Genomic DNA, 19,228 nt, shown 5'->3' on the forward strand with positions numbered 1-19,228 from the left:
GCTGGCCCAGGGACAGGCGCCCGAGTTTCTCGTCGGGGTCGATTTCATCGGCCAGCCCCTTGAGGCAGGCCAGGGCCTGCTTGCGCAGCAGGCGCCGGTTGACCACGCCAAAGCGCGTGGGTAAATGCCCGAGGAACAGGTTCTCGGCCACGCTCATTTCCGGCACCAGGTGCAGCTCCTGGTGAATCACCGCCACACCGCTGGCGATGCTGTCGGCGGCGCATTTGAAGGCCATGGTCTGCGCGCCGATCTGCACCGTACCGCTGGACGGAATGTAGGCGCCGCCGAGGATTTTCAGCAGGGTCGACTTGCCTGCGCCGTTCTCGCCCATCAGCGCGTGCACCGAATGCGGCCGCGCTTCAAAGCTGATCTGCGCCAGGGCTTTCACACCGGGAAACTCCTTGCCGATGCCATTGAAACGCAGGGCTGCACCGCTCATTTCCACAGGCCGATCTTGGTCAGTTCTTCCTGGAAATTGGCGCGGGTGATCAAGGTCACTTCGTCCATGGCGGTGTATTTGGCCGGTTCCTTGCCGGTGGTGACCCACTCGTACATCGCCAGCGCGGTGTTATAGCCCTCGATATGCGGGCTGGGCAGCATGGAGCCGAAGAAACCGCTGTCGGCTTTCTTCAATTCGCCAATGGCGTCGGTGCCATTGATGCCGATGCCGATGACGTTGGCGGCCTTGAAGCCGGCACTTTCGGTGGCGCGCACGCCGCCGAGCACGGTGTTGTCGTTCATGCCGCCGATGATCAGGTTCTTCGCCCCGCTCGGCAGCTTGACCAAGGCCGAGTTGGTGGCGTCCATGCTGCCAGGTACGTCGAGGGTTTTCAGCGCAGCGGTGAGGATGTGGTCCTTGGGAATACCGGCCTCCTCGAGGGATTTGATCGAGCCGTCTGTACGCTTCTTACCGGTGTCGAGTTCGTTGAAGGTATTGATCACCGCATAGGTGTCCTTCCAGTCCCAACCGCGTTTTTTCGCTTCGGCGGCCATGGCGGCGCCCTGCTTCTGGCCCACTTCAAAAGCGGCCATTCCCAGGTATGGCACGTCTTCCATGAAGTTGCCCTTGGCATCGACAAAGCGATCATCCACGGCCATCACTTTCAAACCGTTGACCTTGGCTTTGGCAACGATGGCCGGGCCCAGGGACACGTCCGGCGGGCAGATCACAAAACCCTTGGCGCCATTGGCGGCCAGGCTGTCGATGGCCGACAAGGTTTTTTCGCCATCGGGCACGGCGATCTTGATCACGGTGAAACCATGCTCCTTGCCGGCTTTTTCCGCGAATGCCCACTCCGTTTGAAACCAGGGTTCCTCGGCCTGCTTGACCAGGAAACCGATCTTCACTTCTTCAGCCGATACCCAGCCGCAGAACGCCATTGCCAGTGCCACGGCACCGAGTGTTTGCTTGAACATGGACCACCTCCCTCTTGTTATTGGAAAACGCTTTAGTCGTGGTACATCACAGACCGCCCGCCATCGATCATCAGGCAAGTGGCGTTGATAAAGGGCGCCTCGTCGGTCGCCAGGAACAGTGCTGTCATGGCCACTTCGATGGGCTGGCCAATGCGTTTGGGCGGGTGCAGGTCGAACGCACGCTGGCGTTCGGAGTGGGGGTCTGGGAAACCGTTCCAGTAATCGACGTTGAGCTGGGTTTCGATATAGCCGGGGGCGATGGCATTCACGCGGATGCCCTTGGGCGCGTACTCGATGCCCAGTGCACGGGTGAGGCCGAGCAGGCCGTGCTTGGCCACAGGGTAAGGAAAGCAACCGGGAATGATGTGGCTGGAATGGGTGGACGCGATATTGATGATGTTGCCGATGCCCTGCTCGATCATGTGCGGCAATACCGAACGGCAGCCGTACCAGGCGCCGTCGAGGTCGATGGCGAAACAGCGGCGCCAGTCCTCTTCGCTCATCTCCAGCGGGTCACGGAACACGTTGACCCCGGCACAGTTGACCAGCACATCCACGCGGCCAAAGCGCTCGATGGCCAGGTTGACCAGTGCCTGCCATTGATCCTTGGAAGTAATATCAACCGGTTGGGCGTAAACCTGCGCACCGTGTTCGCGCCAATGAGCGGCGATTTTCTCGACTTTGTCGCCCTGGATATCCGCAATGATCAACCGCGCCTGCTGGGCCTGGAAACAGGCAACGATGGCTTCGCCAATGCCTTGGGCGGCGCCGGTGACGATCACCACCTTGTTCTTCAGCCGCTCGCCATAAGTCGGCTCGGGCACGGCGGGTAGGGACAACGGTTGCGCCTGCATCGCTTCACCTTTTTATTTTTTGTAGTGAGTGCTGATGCTGGCGACTATAAACCCATCGCCTGAAATATCTCAATATATAAATTAAGATCCCATATATTGAGAAAAATAAAAAAATGTTCGAGCGGGTTAGCTGTGGCGAGGGAGCTTGCTCCCGCTGTCTGCGCAGCAGACTCCCGCTTTTGGGGGGCGCTTCGCACCCCAGCGCAAGCAAGCTTGCTCGCCACAGGAAAGCTCACATCTGGTTTTAGTGTTTACATAAATGAGGCGTCAGCCTTGGGCAAAGTCGCGCAGGGCATCGCCTTCCATGCGATAACGCACCCATTCTTCCTGCGGCTGGGCGCCGATGGATTTGTAGAAGGTAATCGCGGGCTCGTTCCAGTCCAGCACGCTCCATTCAAAGCGCCCGCAACCGTTGTCACAGGCGATCTTGGCCAGGTGACGCAACAACTTCTTGCCCGCCCCGCCGCCGCGTTGCTCCGGGTTGATGTACAGGTCTTCCAGGTACAGGCAGTTGCTGCCCAGCCACGTCGAGTAGCTGAAAAAAAACACCGCAAAGCCAATCGGCAAGCCGTCGCGCAAGCAAATCAGGCCATGGGCCGTGGCGCCTTCGCTGAACAGGCTGCGTTCGATATCCACCACGCTGGCGATCACTTCATGCCGGGCTTTCTCGTACTCGGCCAGCTCAGTGATAAAGGTCAGGATCTGCGCAGCATCGCTGGGCACGGCGGGGCGAATCTCGATGGTCATGGGCGAGCCTTGGGCAAATTCAAAGGCCACATACTAAGACGGTTTGATGGCCGTTTGCAGTGCAATTGATGCCAATCAGCACGTTTCACTCCGGCGCGGGGTGAAGCAAGCATCAGCAACAACAGAACAAAGCCTGCGGACGCCCATGGTAAACAATGGGCATAAATCCAACGATCAGAGACCTGCTCATGCACGCCACGCCACCAGTGGGCACGAAGACATTCGCGCTGTTCTGCCTCGCCAGTTTCCTGCTGTCACTGTCTTACGGCTCGACCTTTTTGTTGTCACTGCTGATCCATGCCCGTGGCGGTAATGAACACGACGCGGGCAGTGTCATTGCCACGGCAATGCTCAGCACCTTCGTAGCGGTGGTGCTTTCCGGGCATCTGGCCGATGCGATGGGCGCGGCGCGAGCGATTGCGAGCACCGGCCTATTGTTAGTGGTGGCCTGCCTGGGGTTTGCCCTGACGCCAGGGTTTGGCCAGGGCTTGATGCTGTTTGGATTGTCCCTTGGCTTGGGCTGGGGCGTGTTCTATACCTTGGGTCCGATCATCGTGACGCTGCTGGTGGAACCCCGCCAGCGGGCCAAATATTTCGCCTTGCTCTCGGGCAGTATGTTGAGCGGCATAGGTTCCGGCCCTTTGCTGGGACGCGCCGCCACTGCGCTGGACCTGCCCCTGACAACGGCGTTTTATATTGCCGGGCTCGCCAGCCTCGCCGGGGTGGTGATGTTCTGGCGCATGGGCTCTCGGTTGCGACAGCACGCGAATGTACCGACCTCCAGGATTTCCTGGGCTGCAAGCCGCCGCGTACTGTCTTCCAAGGCGGCGTTCGCCATCCTGATGGTTGGCCTGGGTGGCTGCGTATTCGGGGGGCTATCTTCGTTCCAGACCAGCTATGCCGTTGCCCATAAGCTGGACTATTCGCTGTTCTTCGCGGGTTTCCTGACAGCGGCAATTATCAGTCGCCTGCTGATCGCCGGTTTCGTGGTCAAGCGCGATGCGTACCAGGCTGCCTGCGTATTATCCGGGGTGATGCTCGGCGCGATCACGCTGTTCGCGTTTGGTGTCAGCGGCAACCTCAGTTATGTGCTCGCCGCCGCCACGCTAGGGATCGGGTATGGCCTGACGTATTCAGTGATCAACGGCCTGGTAGCCAACGAAGCGCCCAGCGGCACCACTTCCCAGGCGTTGTTGTTGTTCAGCCTGGCGTACTTTATCGGCGTCTTCGGGTTTCCCTGGCTCGCAGGCAAGATCATCGTTGACTTCGGCCTTGCGACAATGATGTTGAGCGTACTGGTGATCGCGGCCTTCAACTGGGCGATCACGGTGGCACGTGTGATAGCGCGCCGAGTATCGGCACACAAAGTGATACAGGTGAGCTGATACCGTTCGTCGCCCTCCCGGCACGATCGGCAAACGCGGGCAGACCAATACAGGGTAAGGACATTAATCATATGGAGACACCCTGATGAAAAACTCCAAATTTGCTGCCCTCGCCCTCACCGGCCTGTTGTCTGCCGCGTCCTTGAGCGCCTTCGCGGCTAGCTCGACCACTGGCCCCACCGATCCAACGCCGGACGCCACTACCGAGTCGCAAAAATCCATGGGCACGGGCCTGGATACCAACGGTGGCGCGATCATCGACAACAGCGCCGACCCACGCACCAAAGGCAACGACACCCAGCGCCAGGCACCGCCTGCCGTAGGCAACGGCAAGATGGGCCCTGGCACGAGCAACAACGAACCGAAGATCAACAAGGGCGACGACTCGAACATCCCCGGCGCGCAGAAACAACCAGCGCCTTGATGCACCCTTGGTACGACCAACGCCCGACCATTTCCCAGTGAAGAGGTACGCATGAACGTCGATAGAAACCTTGAAAAAGAAGTCCTCACCCGCCTGCTGCACGCCCATCCGCAAGGCTTGGGCAAGGAGGTGCTGGACAATTACCGCGGTGAAAAAGAGGTCGCCAGTGTCTTGGCGTTCCTGCAGGACCGCGGGCTGATCAAGGATGGGCATGTGACCACCGACGACGCCGGCGAATACGCGTTGAACCTGCCGATCAAGCTCACCGCTTCTGGTGTGGATGAGGCGCGCAAGCTCGACGCTCAAAGTACTCAGTAATCCATTTCTGGCCTGGCCCCGCGACTGGGGCCAGAGGGAGTTTTAGCGATGCCTCGTGGAAGCAAAGCCAAATACACCGACGAACAGAAACGCAAGGCCGCTCATATCGAAGACAGTTATGAGCATAAGGGGCTGCCCAAGGACGAAGCCGAAGCCCGCGCCTGGGCGACCGTGAACAAACAGTCCGGCGGCGGTGAAAAAGCCGGCGGATCAGGCCGACGCAAAGCACCGGCCAAGAAAACCCAGGACCGGCAGGAATCCGCCAAGCGTGCCGCTGCCAGCCGTGAAGGCCACCCGCGCAGCAGTGGGGCTTCGCTGGGTACGCAGACCAAGGAAAGTTTGATGAAAGAGGCGAGGGCCAAGGATATTCCTGGGCGCTCAACCATGCGCAAAGATGAGTTGGTTCAAGCGCTGAAAAAAGCAGGTTAAACGCAGAACCCGTTGTGGGAGCGGGCTTGCTCGCGAATGAGGTGTGTCAGTCAGCACATGCTTTAACTGATACACCTCCTTCGCGAGCAAGCCCGCTCCCCTAGGGTTGTGCGTATTTATTCAGCCAGCAATGCGTCGACTTCGGTGACGCCAGGTGAAGTGGCCGGCCCCCAACGCGTCACCGCCAACGCCGCCGCTGCGTTCGCTCGACGCGCCGCCTCAACGGGTTTCAAGCCCTGCGCCAACCCGGCGATAAATACCCCTGCATGCGCATCCCCCGCACCATTGCTGTCTACCGCCTGCACCTTGAAGCCAGGTACATGCTCAGTCTCTACCCCGCGCCCTACCCAGCAACCATTTGGTCCATCACGCACAACCAGCAGTGCCTGCAAGTGCTGATTCAGCATGGGCAGCGCCTGACTCATATCCGCCGCCCCGGTAAACGCGAGGGCTTCAGGGCCATTGCTGGTCCAGATGTCGATACGCGGCAACAAGGCACGCATCAACGCCGAGTCCGGCGCCTTGACCAGCGGGCCCGGGTCGAATACCACCACGATCTCTCGCGGAAGCGCCAGCAGCCAGTCAAGCAACGGCTGCGCCTTACCTTCAAGCAGCAAGCTGTAGCCACTGACGTACACATAATCATCGATACGCGGGACGATCTGAGCCAAGTCGTCGGCACTCAGCTCCCCCTCGGCGCCGAGATGGGAGATGAAGGTGCGTTCGGTGCTCGCTTCAGTCAGCGACACGCACAACCCGGTATCTTTGCCAGCGCTGGCCGCCAAGGCCATTTCAACACCTTCGGCCTGCATCGCGGCACGCGCCAGCTCGCCAAAGCGCCCATCGCCATGGCGGCCCAGATAAACCACCGGCAACCCATTGCGCCGTGCCGCAGCCATTACGTTGAAACCGCCACCGACTTGGAAACTGGCGGAGTTGGCCAGCACGTCACCGCCGCTTGCCGGCAGGGTGTCGAGGCCCATGACCAGGTCGACAATGACCTGGCCGGTGTGCAGCAATCTAGACATTGGCGCTCTCTGCTAAACCCGGACGACGGTCAGACGCTCCGCCCAAGACTGCATATATTCCGCCAGCCACCACGAAGGTCACGATCCAGCCGAGCCCGTTGTGGCCCAGCCAGGAGTCGGACAGCGGCCCGGCAAACCAGATGTTTTCGGCGGTGGTGCCGATGGTGGTGAAGCTGAACCCCAGCGCAATGGCCACGGCCCAGGCGCCAAATGCACGCCACTCCACGCCGCCGCGATACCAGTAGGCACTGTTGGGGCTGACGTCCAGCAGGTCGGTGGGGCTGTAGTAATGACGGTGAATCAGGTCGACCACGAAAATCCCAACCCACGCCGTGATCGGCACCGCCAGCAGCGAAATGAAGGTAATGAACGGGCCATAGAAGCTATCGGCGATCAGCATGAAATAGATGGAGCCGGCAAAAATCGCCACGATATCGACGATCACTGCATGCACGCGCTTGACCTTCAAGCCCAGGGTCAGGGTAGTGAGGCCGGCCGAGTACACCGACAGGTTGTTCGACAGCAACAGGCCGCCGAACGCGGTGATCAGGTACGGCACGGCCATCCAGGTCGGCAGCATGTCGCGGATCGCGATGATGGGGTCGGTGGCCGATGCCAGGTCATTGTTACCCACCGACAACAGGCCACCCAGGGTGATCAGTAGCACTAGCGGGATACCTGCACCAAACGCGGCGGAGGCCACCAGGCGCACGGCCTTGACGCTGCGGTGCTGGTAACGCGACATGTCTGCACCGGCGTTGGCCCAACCGATACCGGTACCGGCAGCCATGGTGCCTACGCCAATGATCATCGCGCTCAACGGCGCCGGGGTGGCGTTGAACACCGCGCTCCAGTCGATGGTGGCACACAGAAAGCCGCCCACCAGAATGTTCAGGCCGCCGAATACGTAGGTGGCCCACTTCTGGATCACCAGCAACGTGGCGTGGCCCAGGCCCGATACGGCCAGGGTCAACAGCACGAAGATGGCAATGAAGATCAGGGTGAGCACCGGCGCGCTCTTGGCCTCCACTGCCGAGCCGAACAGGATGGAGCTCAACGACAACAATACGAAGGCTGCGGTGGTGGTGTTGACGGTTTCCCAACCCAGGCGGGACATCAGCGACACCAATGTCGGGCCGATATTGCCGCGCACACCGAAAATGGCGCGGGACAAGGTCAGGCTGGGCGCACGACCACGGCGACCGGCGATGGAGATGATGCCCACTACGGCAAAGGAGCCCGCGGCGCCAAGAATCGCGACGATGATCGCCTGCCAGATGGCCAGGCCACGAAACGCCACCAGCGTTGCACCAAGGGGCAAACCGAGGATGCTGATATTGGCCGCGAACCACACCCAGAACAGTTGCAGCGGATGACCGTTGCACTCGCCTTCCGGGACCGGCTCGATGCCGCGTGTTTCCAGTTGCCCGGCGGTTTGGCCGGAAGAGGGGCTGCTCATTAAGGGGGGCTCCTGATGCCTGTATTGTTGTTGTGGCAGCGAGTCGAATCTTTATCCGGTCTTCCTGACCCAACGCTTTTGAATGTGGGAGCTGGCTTGCCAGCTCCCACATTTGGTTCCGTGTTTATCGCAAGGCCAATAACCCTTGGGCCAGCGGCTGCAAGTCCAGGCCATTGACCCGCTTGACCTGTTCAACCAACGCCTCAGGCCAGCACTGCATACCCAGGCACGCCCCCAGCATGGCGCCCAGAATCGCGGCAATGGTGTCGGTGTCGCCGCCCAGGCTGGCCGCCAGGCACAGGGCTTCGAAGGCATTCATATCACCCGACGCCACTTGCTGGGCCAAGGCAAACGAGACCACCACCGACTCCTGGGAAGCCACCGAAGTACCAATCAACTCGTAAAGCAGGTCGGCAAACAACGCTTTGTCGCCGCTGCCGACGCTCAGGGTGCGAGCCCAACTGATGCGGGTAGAAATGCGTCCGCCCGCGATCCAGTGACCATGGCTTTCGGCCTGTCGGGCAATCTGGGTCCCAATATTCAGGGCTTCCCCCAGGTCCACGCCATTGATGCCAGCCGAGACCACCGCCGCCACGGCCGCAGCGCTGGAAATACCCAGGTTGGTGTTATGGGTGACCTGGCATGCCTGGATCACCGCCTGGATAAACCGCGCCGGGTCGCTGACATCGACGGCGATGCCCACCGGGGTGATGCGCATGGCCGCACCATTGGTGGTGCCGTAGCGCCCGGATTCCTCCGGAGTATGACCGGCGAGGATCATGTCGATTGCGCGTTTGGTGGACGGCCCGAGCAAGTCCTGGGAACCCTTGGCGCGCATCCCCGCTTCCCAGTCGATCAGGCGCTGGGCAAGCACGGTGGGCTCGATCTTGCCCTGGCCTTGCACCAGTAACTCGGCAACCAGGATGGCTTGTTCGGTGTCATCGGTGATGGAACCGGCAGGCATGTTGGGCGCAATGGGCTGGTCCGCGTCGGCGTCTTCCAAGGCGGTGATGGCACCGAAGCGCTGTTGGACCTGCTCGCGGCTCAAGGATTGGGTGGGCATGCCCAAGGCATCGCCCAGGGCCAGGCCATAAAAGGCGCCAAGTGCGCGGTTTTCTCGGCTCATTTCGACGCTCCAAACTGCAGATGCAGGCGAAAGTGCAACGGGTCAAGCAGGCTTTCGACATGCTCCATGAAACGCTCGCGACGATCATAGGTGGTGCGCGACGCCTTGAGAAATACCGTACCGCTGGGGCGCCCGAGTAATTCGGCGTCTTCATCGCTCAGGGGTTCAGCACCGATCCACTGGTCACCGTCGGCCCCGACGTAGCCGTAGGCGGCCAGAGTGATGGTCAGGGAATTATCGATCAGCCCAATGTGGGGCAGGTTTTCCAGATCGCCAACGGCCGGCATCAACGAGCGTTCCAGCGACACCGCTGTACCGTCAGCCGTGCGCCGGAGGCGGTCAAGGGTAATGAACTGGTCGGTGCCGAAACGGCTGAACAGATCCGGGCGCGTCACGGCTTCGAAACGCAGGACGTCGGTGCTTACTTGGGCGCCCGTATCGGCCAGGGCCTGGGCCCAACCGCTGCGTTGGTCCAACACCATGCCGTCAAAGGTGACAATCGAACCGACGCCGCTCTGGGTGGCGATGTAGTTGCGACGCTTGAGCTCGGCCAGCGCCTCGCGCAGCGTGCCGCGGCTGACCGCAAACTCCTCGGCCAGTTGGTGCTCGCCCGGCAACAGAAAGCCGTCGGCCATGACTCCACCTTCGATACGGCGGATGAGCTCATCGACGACGCGTTTTTTCTTATCAAATCGAACATGTCTAATCATGTACAAATTGATAACCGAAAGCGCGCGTTTACCGCAAGAGGATTATTTCAGGCTGAAGACAAAAACCGCCTCAGGGCTCCAGGCCGATGGGGAAAAACTCCCCGCTGCTCCAGACGCCAAGCCAGTTCTGACCGTTGATCGGACGGCTCACCGCCAGCTCCACCAACTGGTAAAAAACGTTTCTATGCACTAGGGCTTCGAGGTTGGTGCGAACGCGCACATAGGGGGCGGGTTCCTGGGTGATAGGGTCGGTCACCACTCGCAGCGGGTGCTCGAGACCTGCCTCGACCTGTTCGTCGACGTTGGTGGTAAAGCGTAATACCTGGCTTTCGCCCTGCCCTTGCACTTCCAGTGTCACTGCAACAAAGGGTGCGTCATCGACACGGATGCCGACCTTCTCCACGGGCGTCACCAGGAAATAATCATCGCCGTCGCGGCGGATGATGTTGGAGAACAACTTGACCATCGGCTTTCGCCCGATAGGTGTGCCCTGGTAGAACCAGGTGCCATCGCGGGCGATGCGCATGTCGATGTTGCCGCAGAAATCCGGGTTCCACAAATGCACCGGTGCCGGCCCCTTGCCCTTGGGCAGTTGGGCCAATAGATCATTGGCCTTGGCGGAATCGGTCATGGCGGGCTCCTCTGTCTTACTGATCACTCATACCCAGCAAACCGCGGGCATATTGCGCCAGGGGGCGAGCGATCAAATCTTGTGGCGATGTGTCGTGGAACGTCAGTAAACCGCCACGACTGCGAATACGTGCAGTATCAATCAAATACTGGGTGCTGGTCTCGATCAACATGACTTGGATCACCCCGCTGTCCAGGCCAAGGCGGTCCAGGGCTTGCTGGTCGGTCCACTCGTCGGCGTTGCCGATACGGTCATCGGCTGCCGCAAAACGGCAATACAGCAGGTAGTGAGCACCGACGGCACGGGCTTCGGCCATGGCCTGTTCAAGACCTTCGGGCTGGCGGGCGCGACGCACCATGGGGAAATATTCAACGAAGCCATTGAATGCTTCCTCGGCCACCACATTGGGCCGCGGGTAGGCGCTGCCCGGCGGCACGAAGGCACCTTGGGCAATAAATACAAAGGAATCCGGCTGTATGCGCACCGAGGCGGTACGGCGCGTATCGCTGTGATCGAGCAGCCCGGCATCGCTCATCTGATAGCGGGTGCCTTCGGCCATATCACTGACGGTCATGCAACCGCCCAGGGCCAATGACGCCAGCAGCAAAACCAGACTACGCATCCTAATCCTCCAGAGGCCGGTGACAGGAAACCGGCGAATGGGGCGTGGGATGCAGAATCCGCGCCATTCAGCTGCGCTACAAATCAAATGTGTGAACCCGCAATATCTAGCTTAGCCACCAATGATCTTCATGATCGTGGCACCGCCGGAGAACGCCACTTCCTGCTTGTCGGCCAAGGCCTTCATCAACAAGCCCTGCAACGCCGGCAACGCCTGGTGACGCGGTTGATCGAGCAAGTCACCGACATAATGGCGATTGCTGGACGACAGGCACCCATGCAGCCAACCGGTGGAGGACAACCGCAACCGCGAACAGGTACGGCAGAACGGTACGCTCTCGTTGGCGATCACACCGAAGAAGCCTTTGCCCGGCACTTCGTAGCGTACCGCCGTCGCATCGACGGGTGCGTTGGCTTGCAGGTATTCATGTTGCTCGCCGATCAAGCTGAGCAGCTGTTGCAAGCTGACGAACTGTTGCAGGAACGCGTTGGAGTCTTTGGCCAGGTGCCCCATGCGCATCAGTTCGATAAAGCGCAGCTCGTAGCCACGCGCCAGGCAGTAATCGAGCAACGGCATCACCTGGTCCAGGTTCTGGCCGCGCAACGGCACCATGTTGACCTTGATCTTGATTCCGGCAGCACTGGCCTGGTCCATGCCATCGAGCACGGTGGCCAGGTCGCCGCCACGGGCGATACTGCGGAAAGCGTCGGCATCCAGCGTGTCGAGGGAGACATTGATGCGCCGAATACCGGCTGCCACCAGCAACGGCAGTTTACGCGCCAGCAGTTGGCCGTTGGTGGTCAGGCTGATGTCGCTCAGGCCCATCTGCCCTACCGCCCCCATGAAGGCTTCCAACTTGGGGCTGACCAACGGCTCACCGCCGGTAATGCGCAAGCGCTCGATACCCGCCGCTTCGATCAGGTAAGCCACGCCTCGGGCCATGGCCTCGGCCGACAGTTCATCCTGGGCAGCCACCAGCCGCTTGCCGTCAGGCACGCAATAGGTACACGCATAATTGCAGGCTGAAGTCAGGCTGATCCGCAAATTGCGAAAACGCCTGCCTTGACGATCAACGATCATGGATCACTCCGGCAGAGGATAATTCGGGCGCGCTAAAAGCTGACTCATAACTCAGCTTTTAGCAAGGTCCTTGCCTGAGTATATTCCTGGGTTACTGCGCCTGGCAGTAAATCGTTGCGCCATCACTGTGGCGAATGACTTACGTGGCAGGGGTGTCGCCGCTCTTCTCGGCGCCCGGCAGTTCCGGGCTGTGCTTGCGCTTGTTGCCCATGCGCACGCCGATGTCCATCAGGAATTGGAAGAAACCTTCCTGGTCTTCCAGCACATTGCTCCAGAACGGCGAGTGGTACAGCGCCACAGCGCCATGCACCAAGGCCCAGGCGGCGCAGTAGTGGAAATACGGTGGCACGTCTTCAAGCTTGCCTTCGCTGATACGGCCCTTGATCAACAGGGTCAGGCGTTCGAAGTTCGAGGCGCGGATCTTGTGCAGCTCCTCGACCATCTCCGGCACTTGGTGACCTTTGACCACCTTCTCTTCCAGGCGGTCGAACAGGCGGTAGCGCTGTGGGTCACGCATGCGGAACTCGAAGTAAGCGCGGGACAGGGCTTCCTTGTCTTTGTCGACATCCGCCGAATGCAGCAACTCGTTCAAATCACGCTCGTAGTCGAGCATCAGGCGCAGGTAGATTTCGGCCTTGGACTTGAAATGTTTGTAGATCGTGCCTTTGCCGATACCCACGGCATCCGCAATCATCTCGACGGTGACGCTGTCTTCACCTTGTTCGAGGAACAGCTTGAGCGCGGTGTCGAGAATTTCCTGCTCACGGCGGCGAAATTCACGGACCTTACGGGGTTCTTTGTGCATGAGGAAGAGTCTGCAAAGGTCGGAAATAGGGAGGGTTGCGCAGGGCCATGGATACGTGGCGATACGATTTACCCGGTGCGAGGGATTATCCCGACTGAACGGTCGTTGGGCAATGTCTATGTGAACCCGTCAGGCACATAACTTTCAATGCGCCAACGATTTCGCCGTTATCAGTCAGAAATAATACGCAACACCTGAACCTGCCCACCAGCCCACTGAGAACTCAAGCGAAGGCCGCGTATTCCAAATCTGTTTAAAAAACGATCAATCACGACTGGACTGAATAGGATAGTGGTCAATACTTCAACTGTCGGCGCGACATCTCCCCCAAGTGACGCGTCGACCTGGGTACCGACGGACTGCGTGCCCTTGTTTTACTCCTAATGGTCTTAGCCCGGATTCACCCCCCAGAACCCGGGTTTTTTTTGCCTGGAATTCGGCCGCCCTAACCGGCTACGTGGGCCAGCGGGAACAGGCGCTTGAAGTTCTCGGTAGTCTGCTCGGCAAAGCGTTCGTACGATTCGCCGCGCAGCATCGCCAGGTAATCAGCCACGTCACGTACATATTCGGGCAAGTTCGGTTTGCCGCGATGGGGGATGGGCGCCAGGTACGGCGAGTCGGTTTCCACCAGCAGGCGGTCGGCGGGCACCTGGCGGGCCACATCGCGCAGCGCGTCGGCATTGCGGAAGGTGACGATGCCCGACAGGGAAATATAGAACCCCAGGTCCAGGGCCGCCTTGGCCATGTCCCAGTCTTCGGTAAAGCAATGCAACACGCCAGCCTGCGGCAACGCGGCTTCACGCAGCAAGGCCAGGGTATCGGCACGGGCGCCTCGGGTGTGGACGATCACCGGCTTGCCCGTCTGCCGGGCGGCTTGCAGGTGCAGGCGGAACGAGGCCTGCTGCAACTCGGCAGCTTCAGGCTCGTAGTGATAGTCCAGGCCGGTTTCGCCAATGGCCACCACTCGCGGATGGTTGAGTTCGCCCAATAGCCAGTCCAGAGCAGGCGCTTCGCCAGGCTTGAGGTCCAGCGGGTGAATGCCCACCGAGCAATCGACGTCGGCGTAGCGATCAGCCAGGGCTTTGACATCGGCGGCGTTGTCGGCGCTGACGCCAATGCACAGGAAGTGCCCTACCCCACGCTGGCGGGCAGCTTCAAGGGCGGCGTCGAGGGAGCCGCCGTGCTGGGCAAGGTCGAGGCGATCAAGGTGGCAATGGGAATCTACGAGCATAGGAATCTGAGCTTAAGTCACAAAAGAGGTAGGGCCAACGATACACCCGTCAGCCACGGAATTTAACGGCGCCCGAGCAGGCCGACCCACTGCACCAGCAATGCCTCGAGCAACAGCACGCGGTTGAGGTTGGCCTTGCCGAGGACTTTCTGGCGCTGGGCGAGGATCCAGTCCTGGATGTTCAGCACTTTGTCCTGGGCACTTTTTTGCGCCAGGTATTGCACGACCTTGCGCATATCCGCCAGGCCCAGGCCGTTCTCATCCTGGGTGAGCTGGTAGCGCAGAATCAGGCTGGACCAGTCGCAGAACCAGTCGAACAACAGCAACAGCGGAATATCCTTCCAGGCGCTTTCGGCCAGTTGCGTGGCGGACAATTCCTGCTTGAGCAGTTTCTTCACGCCATCCACGACCAGTGCACGCTGTTCGCGCACGCCCTGTGCCTGCAGCTTCACTGCCGCCAAAGGCGAACCGGCCGCCAGGGTCAGCAACTCGCCTCGTTCTTCTGCGCTGCATTCCGGCAACGCCTGCGCCAGCCATTGCAGGCTCATGGCTTCGCTGGGCAACGGGCAAGCCTGCTGCACGCAACGGCTGCGAATGGTCGGCAACAAGCGGCTGGACTGGTGGCTCACCAGCAACAGCACGGTATCGCCGGACGGCTCTTCAAGGCTTTTGAGCAAGGCGTTGGCCGCGTTGATGTTCATCGCCTCGACCGGTTCGATCAGCACCACTTTGCGCCCGCCCATCTGCGCGGTCTGCACCACGAAGCTCACCAGGTCGCGCACTTGGTCGACCTTGATGGCCTTGTCCGCTTCCTCGGGCTCCAGCACATAGTTGTCCGGGTGACTGCCAGCCTTGAGCAACAGGCAGGACTTGCACTCGCCACATGCCTCCAGATTGACCGGGCGTTGGCACAACAGGCTGCCCATCAGGCGCTCGGCGAGGTGGCGTTTACCGATGCCCACCGGCCCATGCAGCAGATAGGCGTGGGCGTGCTGGGCGCGCCCCGCCAGTTGCTGCCAGAGGCCGTCCTGCCACGGGTAGGACTCAGCCACGGCTACGCTCCAACAAAGTGGGCAGCAGCGCGTCGATAGCCTGTTGCACCTGACTCAGCGGCTGGGCGGCGTCCAATAGATAATAACGTGCGGGTTCGGCCTTGGCGCGCTGCAGGAAAGCGCTGCGCACTGCATCAAAGAAGGCTTGGCCTTCCAACTCGAAACGATCCAGACGACCTCGCGCACTGGCGCGGGCCATGCCCACTTCCACCGGCAGGTCGAACAACAGGGTCAGGTCGGGGCGCAGATCGCCTTGCACGAAGGTTTCCAGGGTGGTGATGCGCTCCATGGACAACCCCCGGCCCCCACCCTGGTAGGCGTAGGTGGAATCGGTAAACCGGTCGCAGATCACCACGGCACCCCGCGCCAGGGCCGGGCGAATCACTTCGGCCAGGTGCTGGGCACGGGCGGCAAACACCAGGAGCAACTCGGTGTCCGGATTCATCGGCTCGTCACCCGGGGTCAGCAGGACGTCGCGAATGCGCTCGGCCAACGGCGTACCACCCGGCTCACGGGTCAGCACCACCTCGATGCCCTGCGCACGCAGGCGCTCGGCCAGGTAGTCACGGTTAGTGCTTTTGCCGGCGCCTTCCGGGCCTTCCAGGGTAATAAACAAGCCAGTCACAGGCAGTCCTTAGTCAGAGTCATTGCGGGCTTTGCGGCGCGGTCGTGTCCGGCGCGGGCTCGATCGGAGCGTCGGGGGTAGGCGCATCGCTGGAAGGTGCCGAATCTTCAGGCGGTTTCACCACCGGTGCCGGGCTGGAACGGTAATCGGCACGGCGCTTGAGTTGGAACTCACGCACGGCGGCATTATGCGCATCCAGGTTATCCGAGAATATATGGCTACCATCGCCGCGGGCGACGAAATACAGGCTGCTGCCCGGTACCGGGTTCAGTGCTGCATGGATCGCCTCGCGACCGACCATCGCGATGGGCGTGGGCGGCAGGCCAGCAACCATGTAGGTGTTGTAGGGGTTGGCTTCCTTGAGGTGGGCGCGGGTCAATTTACCGTTGTAGCGCTCACCCAAGCCGTAGATCACGGTGGGGTCGGTCTGCAGCAACATGCCGATCTTCAGGCGACGCACAAACACACCGGCAATCTGCCCGCGCTCCTGAGGCACCCCGGTCTCCTTTTCCACGAGCGACGCCATGATCAGTGCTTGGTAAGGGTCGGTGTAGGGCGCGTCGGCGGCACGCTTGCTCCACTCCTGGGCGAGTACATCGTCCAGGCGGTTGTAAGCTTTTTTCAGGAACTCGACATCAGTCATGCCGCGGACAAAACGGTAGGTGTCGGGGAAGAACCGCCCTTCAGGAAACACACCTGGGTGGCCAAGCTTATCCATCACTTCGCTGTCAGTCAGGCCCGCGAGGGTCTGCACGATCTTTTCATGCTTGGCCAGGGCGGTGCGCACCTGACGGAAATTCCAGCCCTCCACCAAGGTCAGGCTGTACTGCACCACTTCGCCGCGCTGCCACAGGCCGATCAAACCCTCGGCGGTAAGGCCCGGGCTCATGCGGTACTCGCCGCTGTGCAGTGGCTGGCCTTCGAGGTTGAAGCGCCAGTACAGACGCAACCAGAATGCATCGTCGAGCACGCCGTCGGCTTCCAGACGATTGAAGGTGCCCGTCGGCGTAGCGCCAGCAGGTACATCGAGCAACTGCTCCTGAGGCAGCTTCAGGGGCTGCTTGAGGGCAGAGTCGAGTTTCCAGGCAGAAAAGCCCACGAGCAAAGCCGCCGAGATCAGGCTGATCTGCAGCAGTAACACCAGTTTTCGTATCAACTCAAATATCCAATAGCGCGCGAACAATGCCCTGCAGTTTACGGGTGAGCGGCCCAACCGGCCAGCTCATCGCAGCGCAGCCTCGCACCGGCCAAATGCCATAAACGCTGTTGCAGACGAAGACTTCATCGGCCTGTTGCAACTGCTCCAAACTGATGTCGGCCACGGCCACCGGGACGCCCAGCGCTTGTGCCTGGGCCAGCACTTCGGCGCGCATCACGCCCGCAACGCCACAACGGCTCAGATCAGCGGTTAGTAACAAGCCGTTGCTCACCAGGAAAAGATTGCTGAATATGCCTTCGATCACCCGGCCAGACATATCCAGCATCAGACCTTCGGCATGTTCGGTATCTTGCCATTCGGCACGCGCGATCACCTGTTCCAGGCGATTGAGGTGCTTGATACCGGCCAGCAACGGCTGCTGCGCCAAGCGCGTGGCACACGCGAACAGGCGCACGCCTTCGACTTCATGGGTGGGCGGGTAAACAGCGGGCGCGCTGCCCTGCAAGATGCGGCGCACCGGGGCGCCAGGGTTGATGCCGTAACCGCGCAAGCTGTCGCCACGGGTGAGGATCAATTTGAGAATACCGTCGCCAAGGGCGGCGGCGAAGCTCAGCACTTCGTGGCGAATCAACCCGTGATCCACCACCAATGCCAAACGCCTGCAACCCTCTTCCAGGCGTTGCAGGTGACGGTCGAGCAGCAACGGCTGCCCGGCCTTGACGGCGATGGTCTCGAACACCCCATCGCCATAGGCCAGGCCGCGATCTTTCAGGGGCACGCTGTCCGCTGGCTGACCGTCGACCCAGCTGTGCATCACTCGGCGAACCGGCGGAACACCAGGGAACCGTTGGTGCCACCGAAACCGAACGAGTTGGAAATCGCCACGTCGATCGGCATGGGCTGCGCTTCGTGGGGCACGAAGTTCAGGTCGCAGCCTTCGTCCGGCTCATCAAGGTTGATAGTCGGCGGAGCGACCTGATCCCTGATTGCCATCACACTGAAGATCGCCTCGACCGCGCCCGCCGCACCCAACAGGTGGCCGGTCATGGACTTGGTGGAGCTGACCGCCAGCTTATAGGCGTGCTCGCCGAACACCGACTTGATGGCCTCTGCTTCCGCCAGGTCGCCGGTCGGGGTCGAAGTGCCATGGGCGTTGATGTACTGCACCTGGTTGGGGTTGACCTTCGCATCGCGCAGGGCATTGGTGATGCAACGCGCAGCACCCGCACCATCGGACGGCGGCGAGGTCATGTGGTAAGCATCGCCGCTCATGCCAAACCCGATCAATTCGGCGTAGATAGTGGCACCACGCGCCTTGGCGTGCTCCAACTCTTCGAGCACCAGCGCACCGGCACCGTCGGAGAGCACAAAGCCGTCACGGCCCTTGTCCCACGGACGGCTGGCACGGGTCGGCTCGTCGTTGCGGGTCGACAGCGCACGAGACGCGCCGAAGCCGCCCATGCCCAGGCCGCACGCGGCCATTTCGGCGCCGCCGGCGATCATCACGTCGGCTTCGTCGTAGGCAATGTTGCGTGCAGCCATGCCAATGCAGTGGGTACCTGTGGTACACGCCGTGGCGATTGCGTAGTTCGGTCCCTGTGCACCCAGATGAATGGACAGGAAGCCGGAAATCATATTGATGATCGAGCCCGGTACGAAGAACGGTGAAATTCGACGTGGGCCAGTCTCATGCAAGGTGCGGCTGGTTTCTTCGATATTGGTCAGACCGCCAATACCTGAACCCATGGCCACGCCGATGCGGTCACGGTTGGCGTCGGTGACTTCCAGGCCGGCGTTACGCACAGCCTGAAACCCGGCAGCCAGGCCGTACTGAATGAACAGGTCGAGCTTGCGGGATTCTTTGATCGAGAGATATTCCTCGACATTGAAGCCCTTTACCGAGCCGCCAAAACGGGTGGAATAGGCAGAAAGGTCCGTGTGTTCGATCAGACCAATACCACTGCGGCCAGCCAGAATGCCCTGCCAACTGCTCGGCACATCCGTACCCAGTGGCGACAACATACCCATACCGGTGACTACGACGCGTCTACGCGACACAGCACTCTCCTTTTTCTAATGACGACACTTTTCATCGCCGCTAAAGAAAAAACCGCACGCCTTTACAGC

Annotated in this window: 22 protein-coding genes; 4 read left to right on the forward strand and 18 right to left on the reverse strand. The window is 60.7% G+C overall.

The features are described 5' to 3' along the window. From OC445_RS23470 to OC445_RS23485, 4 genes are all read right to left on the reverse strand, one after another. The coding region (locus OC445_RS23470) for an ATP-binding cassette domain-containing protein (RefSeq protein ID WP_262020382.1) at positions 1-439 on the reverse strand (439 nt) is incomplete at its 3' end. Next, positions 436-1,416: a substrate-binding domain-containing protein gene (locus OC445_RS23475; RefSeq protein WP_014719544.1), complete on the reverse strand. Its 981-nt coding sequence runs from the start codon at positions 1,414-1,416 to the stop codon at positions 436-438. The genes OC445_RS23470 and OC445_RS23475, both read right to left, overlap by 4 nt. 32 nt (positions 1,417-1,448) lie before the next feature. After that, on the reverse strand, positions 1,449-2,270 hold the full coding sequence (locus tag OC445_RS23480) for an SDR family oxidoreductase (RefSeq protein ID WP_096144588.1): 822 nt from the start codon (positions 2,268-2,270) through the stop codon (positions 1,449-1,451). A 267-nt stretch (positions 2,271-2,537) separates the two neighbouring features. After that, a complete protein-coding gene (locus OC445_RS23485) occupies positions 2,538-3,017 on the reverse strand; it encodes a GNAT family N-acetyltransferase (RefSeq protein WP_262020383.1) in 480 nt (159 codons plus the stop codon). 188 nt (positions 3,018-3,205) lie between these two features. Between OC445_RS23485 and OC445_RS23490 the strand changes: the two genes are divergently transcribed. From OC445_RS23490 to OC445_RS23505, 4 genes are all read left to right on the forward strand, one after another. Then, the gene (locus OC445_RS23490; RefSeq protein WP_072448769.1) at positions 3,206-4,402 is read left to right on the forward strand and encodes an MFS transporter; all 1,197 of its coding nucleotides are present in this window, start codon (positions 3,206-3,208) and stop codon (positions 4,400-4,402) included. An 85-nt stretch (positions 4,403-4,487) separates the two neighbouring features. Then, the gene (locus OC445_RS23495) at positions 4,488-4,826 is read left to right on the forward strand and encodes a hypothetical protein (RefSeq protein ID WP_034128424.1); all 339 of its coding nucleotides are present in this window, start codon (positions 4,488-4,490) and stop codon (positions 4,824-4,826) included. Positions 4,827-4,877: 51 nt separating this feature from the next. After that, positions 4,878-5,144: a hypothetical protein gene (locus OC445_RS23500; protein ID WP_032895690.1), complete on the forward strand. Its 267-nt coding sequence runs from the start codon at positions 4,878-4,880 to the stop codon at positions 5,142-5,144. A 48-nt stretch (positions 5,145-5,192) separates the two neighbouring features. After that, positions 5,193-5,573 (forward strand): hypothetical protein, encoded by a 381-nt coding sequence (locus tag OC445_RS23505; RefSeq protein ID WP_054897938.1) that lies wholly within the window; start codon positions 5,193-5,195, stop codon positions 5,571-5,573. A 116-nt stretch (positions 5,574-5,689) separates the two neighbouring features. Here OC445_RS23505 and OC445_RS23510 read toward each other — a convergent pair whose 3' ends face one another. The 14 genes from OC445_RS23510 to fabF form a co-directional block, all read right to left on the reverse strand. Beyond that, positions 5,690-6,601, reverse strand: coding sequence for a PfkB family carbohydrate kinase (locus OC445_RS23510; protein ID WP_034128426.1), 912 nt, complete (start codon positions 6,599-6,601; stop codon positions 5,690-5,692). Beyond that, positions 6,594-8,060: a purine-cytosine permease family protein gene (locus tag OC445_RS23515; protein ID WP_198791660.1), complete on the reverse strand. Its 1,467-nt coding sequence runs from the start codon at positions 8,058-8,060 to the stop codon at positions 6,594-6,596. The genes OC445_RS23510 and OC445_RS23515 overlap by 8 nt, the downstream gene beginning before the upstream one ends. Positions 8,061-8,184: 124 nt before the next feature. Then, positions 8,185-9,186: an ADP-ribosylglycohydrolase family protein gene (locus OC445_RS23520; RefSeq protein ID WP_198791661.1), complete on the reverse strand. Its 1,002-nt coding sequence runs from the start codon at positions 9,184-9,186 to the stop codon at positions 8,185-8,187. Next, on the reverse strand, positions 9,183-9,896 hold the full coding sequence (locus tag OC445_RS23525; protein WP_057976379.1) for a GntR family transcriptional regulator: 714 nt from the start codon (positions 9,894-9,896) through the stop codon (positions 9,183-9,185). Before OC445_RS23525 ends, OC445_RS23520 begins: the two co-directional genes overlap by 4 nt. A gap of 70 nt (positions 9,897-9,966) precedes the next feature. Next, entirely contained in the window at positions 9,967-10,527 is a 561-nt protein-coding gene (locus tag OC445_RS23530) for a DUF1285 domain-containing protein (protein ID WP_034128430.1), read from the reverse strand. Between the two features lie 16 nt (positions 10,528-10,543). After that, the gene (locus tag OC445_RS23535; protein WP_034128431.1) at positions 10,544-11,149 is read right to left on the reverse strand and encodes a DUF4823 domain-containing protein; all 606 of its coding nucleotides are present in this window, start codon (positions 11,147-11,149) and stop codon (positions 10,544-10,546) included. Positions 11,150-11,260: 111 nt separating this feature from the next. Continuing rightward, on the reverse strand, positions 11,261-12,229 hold the full coding sequence (locus OC445_RS23540; protein ID WP_019817203.1) for a GTP 3',8-cyclase MoaA: 969 nt from the start codon (positions 12,227-12,229) through the stop codon (positions 11,261-11,263). Between the two features lie 139 nt (positions 12,230-12,368). Further along, positions 12,369-13,034, reverse strand: coding sequence for a TetR/AcrR family transcriptional regulator (locus tag OC445_RS23545; protein WP_034128432.1), 666 nt, complete (start codon positions 13,032-13,034; stop codon positions 12,369-12,371). A 445-nt stretch (positions 13,035-13,479) separates the two neighbouring features. Then, entirely contained in the window at positions 13,480-14,265 is a 786-nt protein-coding gene (locus OC445_RS23550) for a TatD family hydrolase (RefSeq protein WP_198791662.1), read from the reverse strand. Between the two features lie 62 nt (positions 14,266-14,327). Next, positions 14,328-15,317, reverse strand: coding sequence for a DNA polymerase III subunit delta' (locus tag OC445_RS23555; RefSeq protein WP_034128434.1), 990 nt, complete (start codon positions 15,315-15,317; stop codon positions 14,328-14,330). Next, positions 15,310-15,942: a dTMP kinase gene (tmk, locus tag OC445_RS23560; protein WP_105227934.1), complete on the reverse strand. Its 633-nt coding sequence runs from the start codon at positions 15,940-15,942 to the stop codon at positions 15,310-15,312. Before tmk ends, OC445_RS23555 begins: the two co-directional genes overlap by 8 nt. A gap of 19 nt (positions 15,943-15,961) precedes the next feature. After that, the gene (gene mltG / locus OC445_RS23565; protein ID WP_054922136.1) at positions 15,962-17,098 is read right to left on the reverse strand and encodes an endolytic transglycosylase MltG; all 1,137 of its coding nucleotides are present in this window, start codon (positions 17,096-17,098) and stop codon (positions 15,962-15,964) included. A gap of 1 nt (position 17,099) precedes the next feature. After that, positions 17,100-17,915, reverse strand: coding sequence for an aminodeoxychorismate lyase (pabC, locus tag OC445_RS23570; protein WP_106118586.1), 816 nt, complete (start codon positions 17,913-17,915; stop codon positions 17,100-17,102). Continuing rightward, on the reverse strand, positions 17,915-19,159 hold the full coding sequence (gene fabF, locus OC445_RS23575) for a beta-ketoacyl-ACP synthase II (RefSeq protein WP_034128438.1): 1,245 nt from the start codon (positions 19,157-19,159) through the stop codon (positions 17,915-17,917). Before fabF ends, pabC begins: the two co-directional genes overlap by 1 nt. Positions 19,160-19,228 lie beyond the last annotated feature (69 nt).

The organism is Pseudomonas sp. Pse35 (assembly GCF_024519715.1).
In the GTDB taxonomy this organism is placed as follows: Bacteria; Pseudomonadota; Gammaproteobacteria; order Pseudomonadales; family Pseudomonadaceae; genus Aquipseudomonas; species Aquipseudomonas paracarnis.

Coding starts and splice junctions, on each gene's coding strand:
- OC445_RS23550 (WP_198791662.1), bottom strand. CDS start 14,265: ATGCTCGTAGATTCCCATTGCCACCTTGATCGCCTCGACCTTGCCCAG.
- OC445_RS23505 (WP_054897938.1), top strand. CDS start 5,193: ATGCCTCGTGGAAGCAAAGCCAAATACACCGACGAACAGAAACGCAAG.
- OC445_RS23475 (WP_014719544.1), bottom strand. CDS start 1,416: ATGTTCAAGCAAACACTCGGTGCCGTGGCACTGGCAATGGCGTTCTGC.
- pabC (WP_106118586.1), bottom strand. CDS start 17,915: ATGCACAGCTGGGTCGACGGTCAGCCAGCGGACAGCGTGCCCCTGAAA.
- OC445_RS23510 (WP_034128426.1), bottom strand. CDS start 6,601: ATGTCTAGATTGCTGCACACCGGCCAGGTCATTGTCGACCTGGTCATG.
- OC445_RS23515 (WP_198791660.1), bottom strand. CDS start 8,060: ATGAGCAGCCCCTCTTCCGGCCAAACCGCCGGGCAACTGGAAACACGC.
- OC445_RS23535 (WP_034128431.1), bottom strand. CDS start 11,149: ATGCGTAGTCTGGTTTTGCTGCTGGCGTCATTGGCCCTGGGCGGTTGC.
- OC445_RS23495 (WP_034128424.1), top strand. CDS start 4,488: ATGAAAAACTCCAAATTTGCTGCCCTCGCCCTCACCGGCCTGTTGTCT.
- OC445_RS23540 (WP_019817203.1), bottom strand. CDS start 12,229: ATGATCGTTGATCGTCAAGGCAGGCGTTTTCGCAATTTGCGGATCAGC.
- OC445_RS23530 (WP_034128430.1), bottom strand. CDS start 10,527: ATGACCGATTCCGCCAAGGCCAATGATCTATTGGCCCAACTGCCCAAG.
- OC445_RS23500 (WP_032895690.1), top strand. CDS start 4,878: ATGAACGTCGATAGAAACCTTGAAAAAGAAGTCCTCACCCGCCTGCTG.
- OC445_RS23520 (WP_198791661.1), bottom strand. CDS start 9,186: ATGAGCCGAGAAAACCGCGCACTTGGCGCCTTTTATGGCCTGGCCCTG.
- OC445_RS23525 (WP_057976379.1), bottom strand. CDS start 9,896: ATGATTAGACATGTTCGATTTGATAAGAAAAAACGCGTCGTCGATGAG.
- OC445_RS23485 (WP_262020383.1), bottom strand. CDS start 3,017: ATGACCATCGAGATTCGCCCCGCCGTGCCCAGCGATGCTGCGCAGATC.
- OC445_RS23480 (WP_096144588.1), bottom strand. CDS start 2,270: ATGCAGGCGCAACCGTTGTCCCTACCCGCCGTGCCCGAGCCGACTTAT.
- OC445_RS23490 (WP_072448769.1), top strand. CDS start 3,206: ATGCACGCCACGCCACCAGTGGGCACGAAGACATTCGCGCTGTTCTGC.
- OC445_RS23545 (WP_034128432.1), bottom strand. CDS start 13,034: ATGCACAAAGAACCCCGTAAGGTCCGTGAATTTCGCCGCCGTGAGCAG.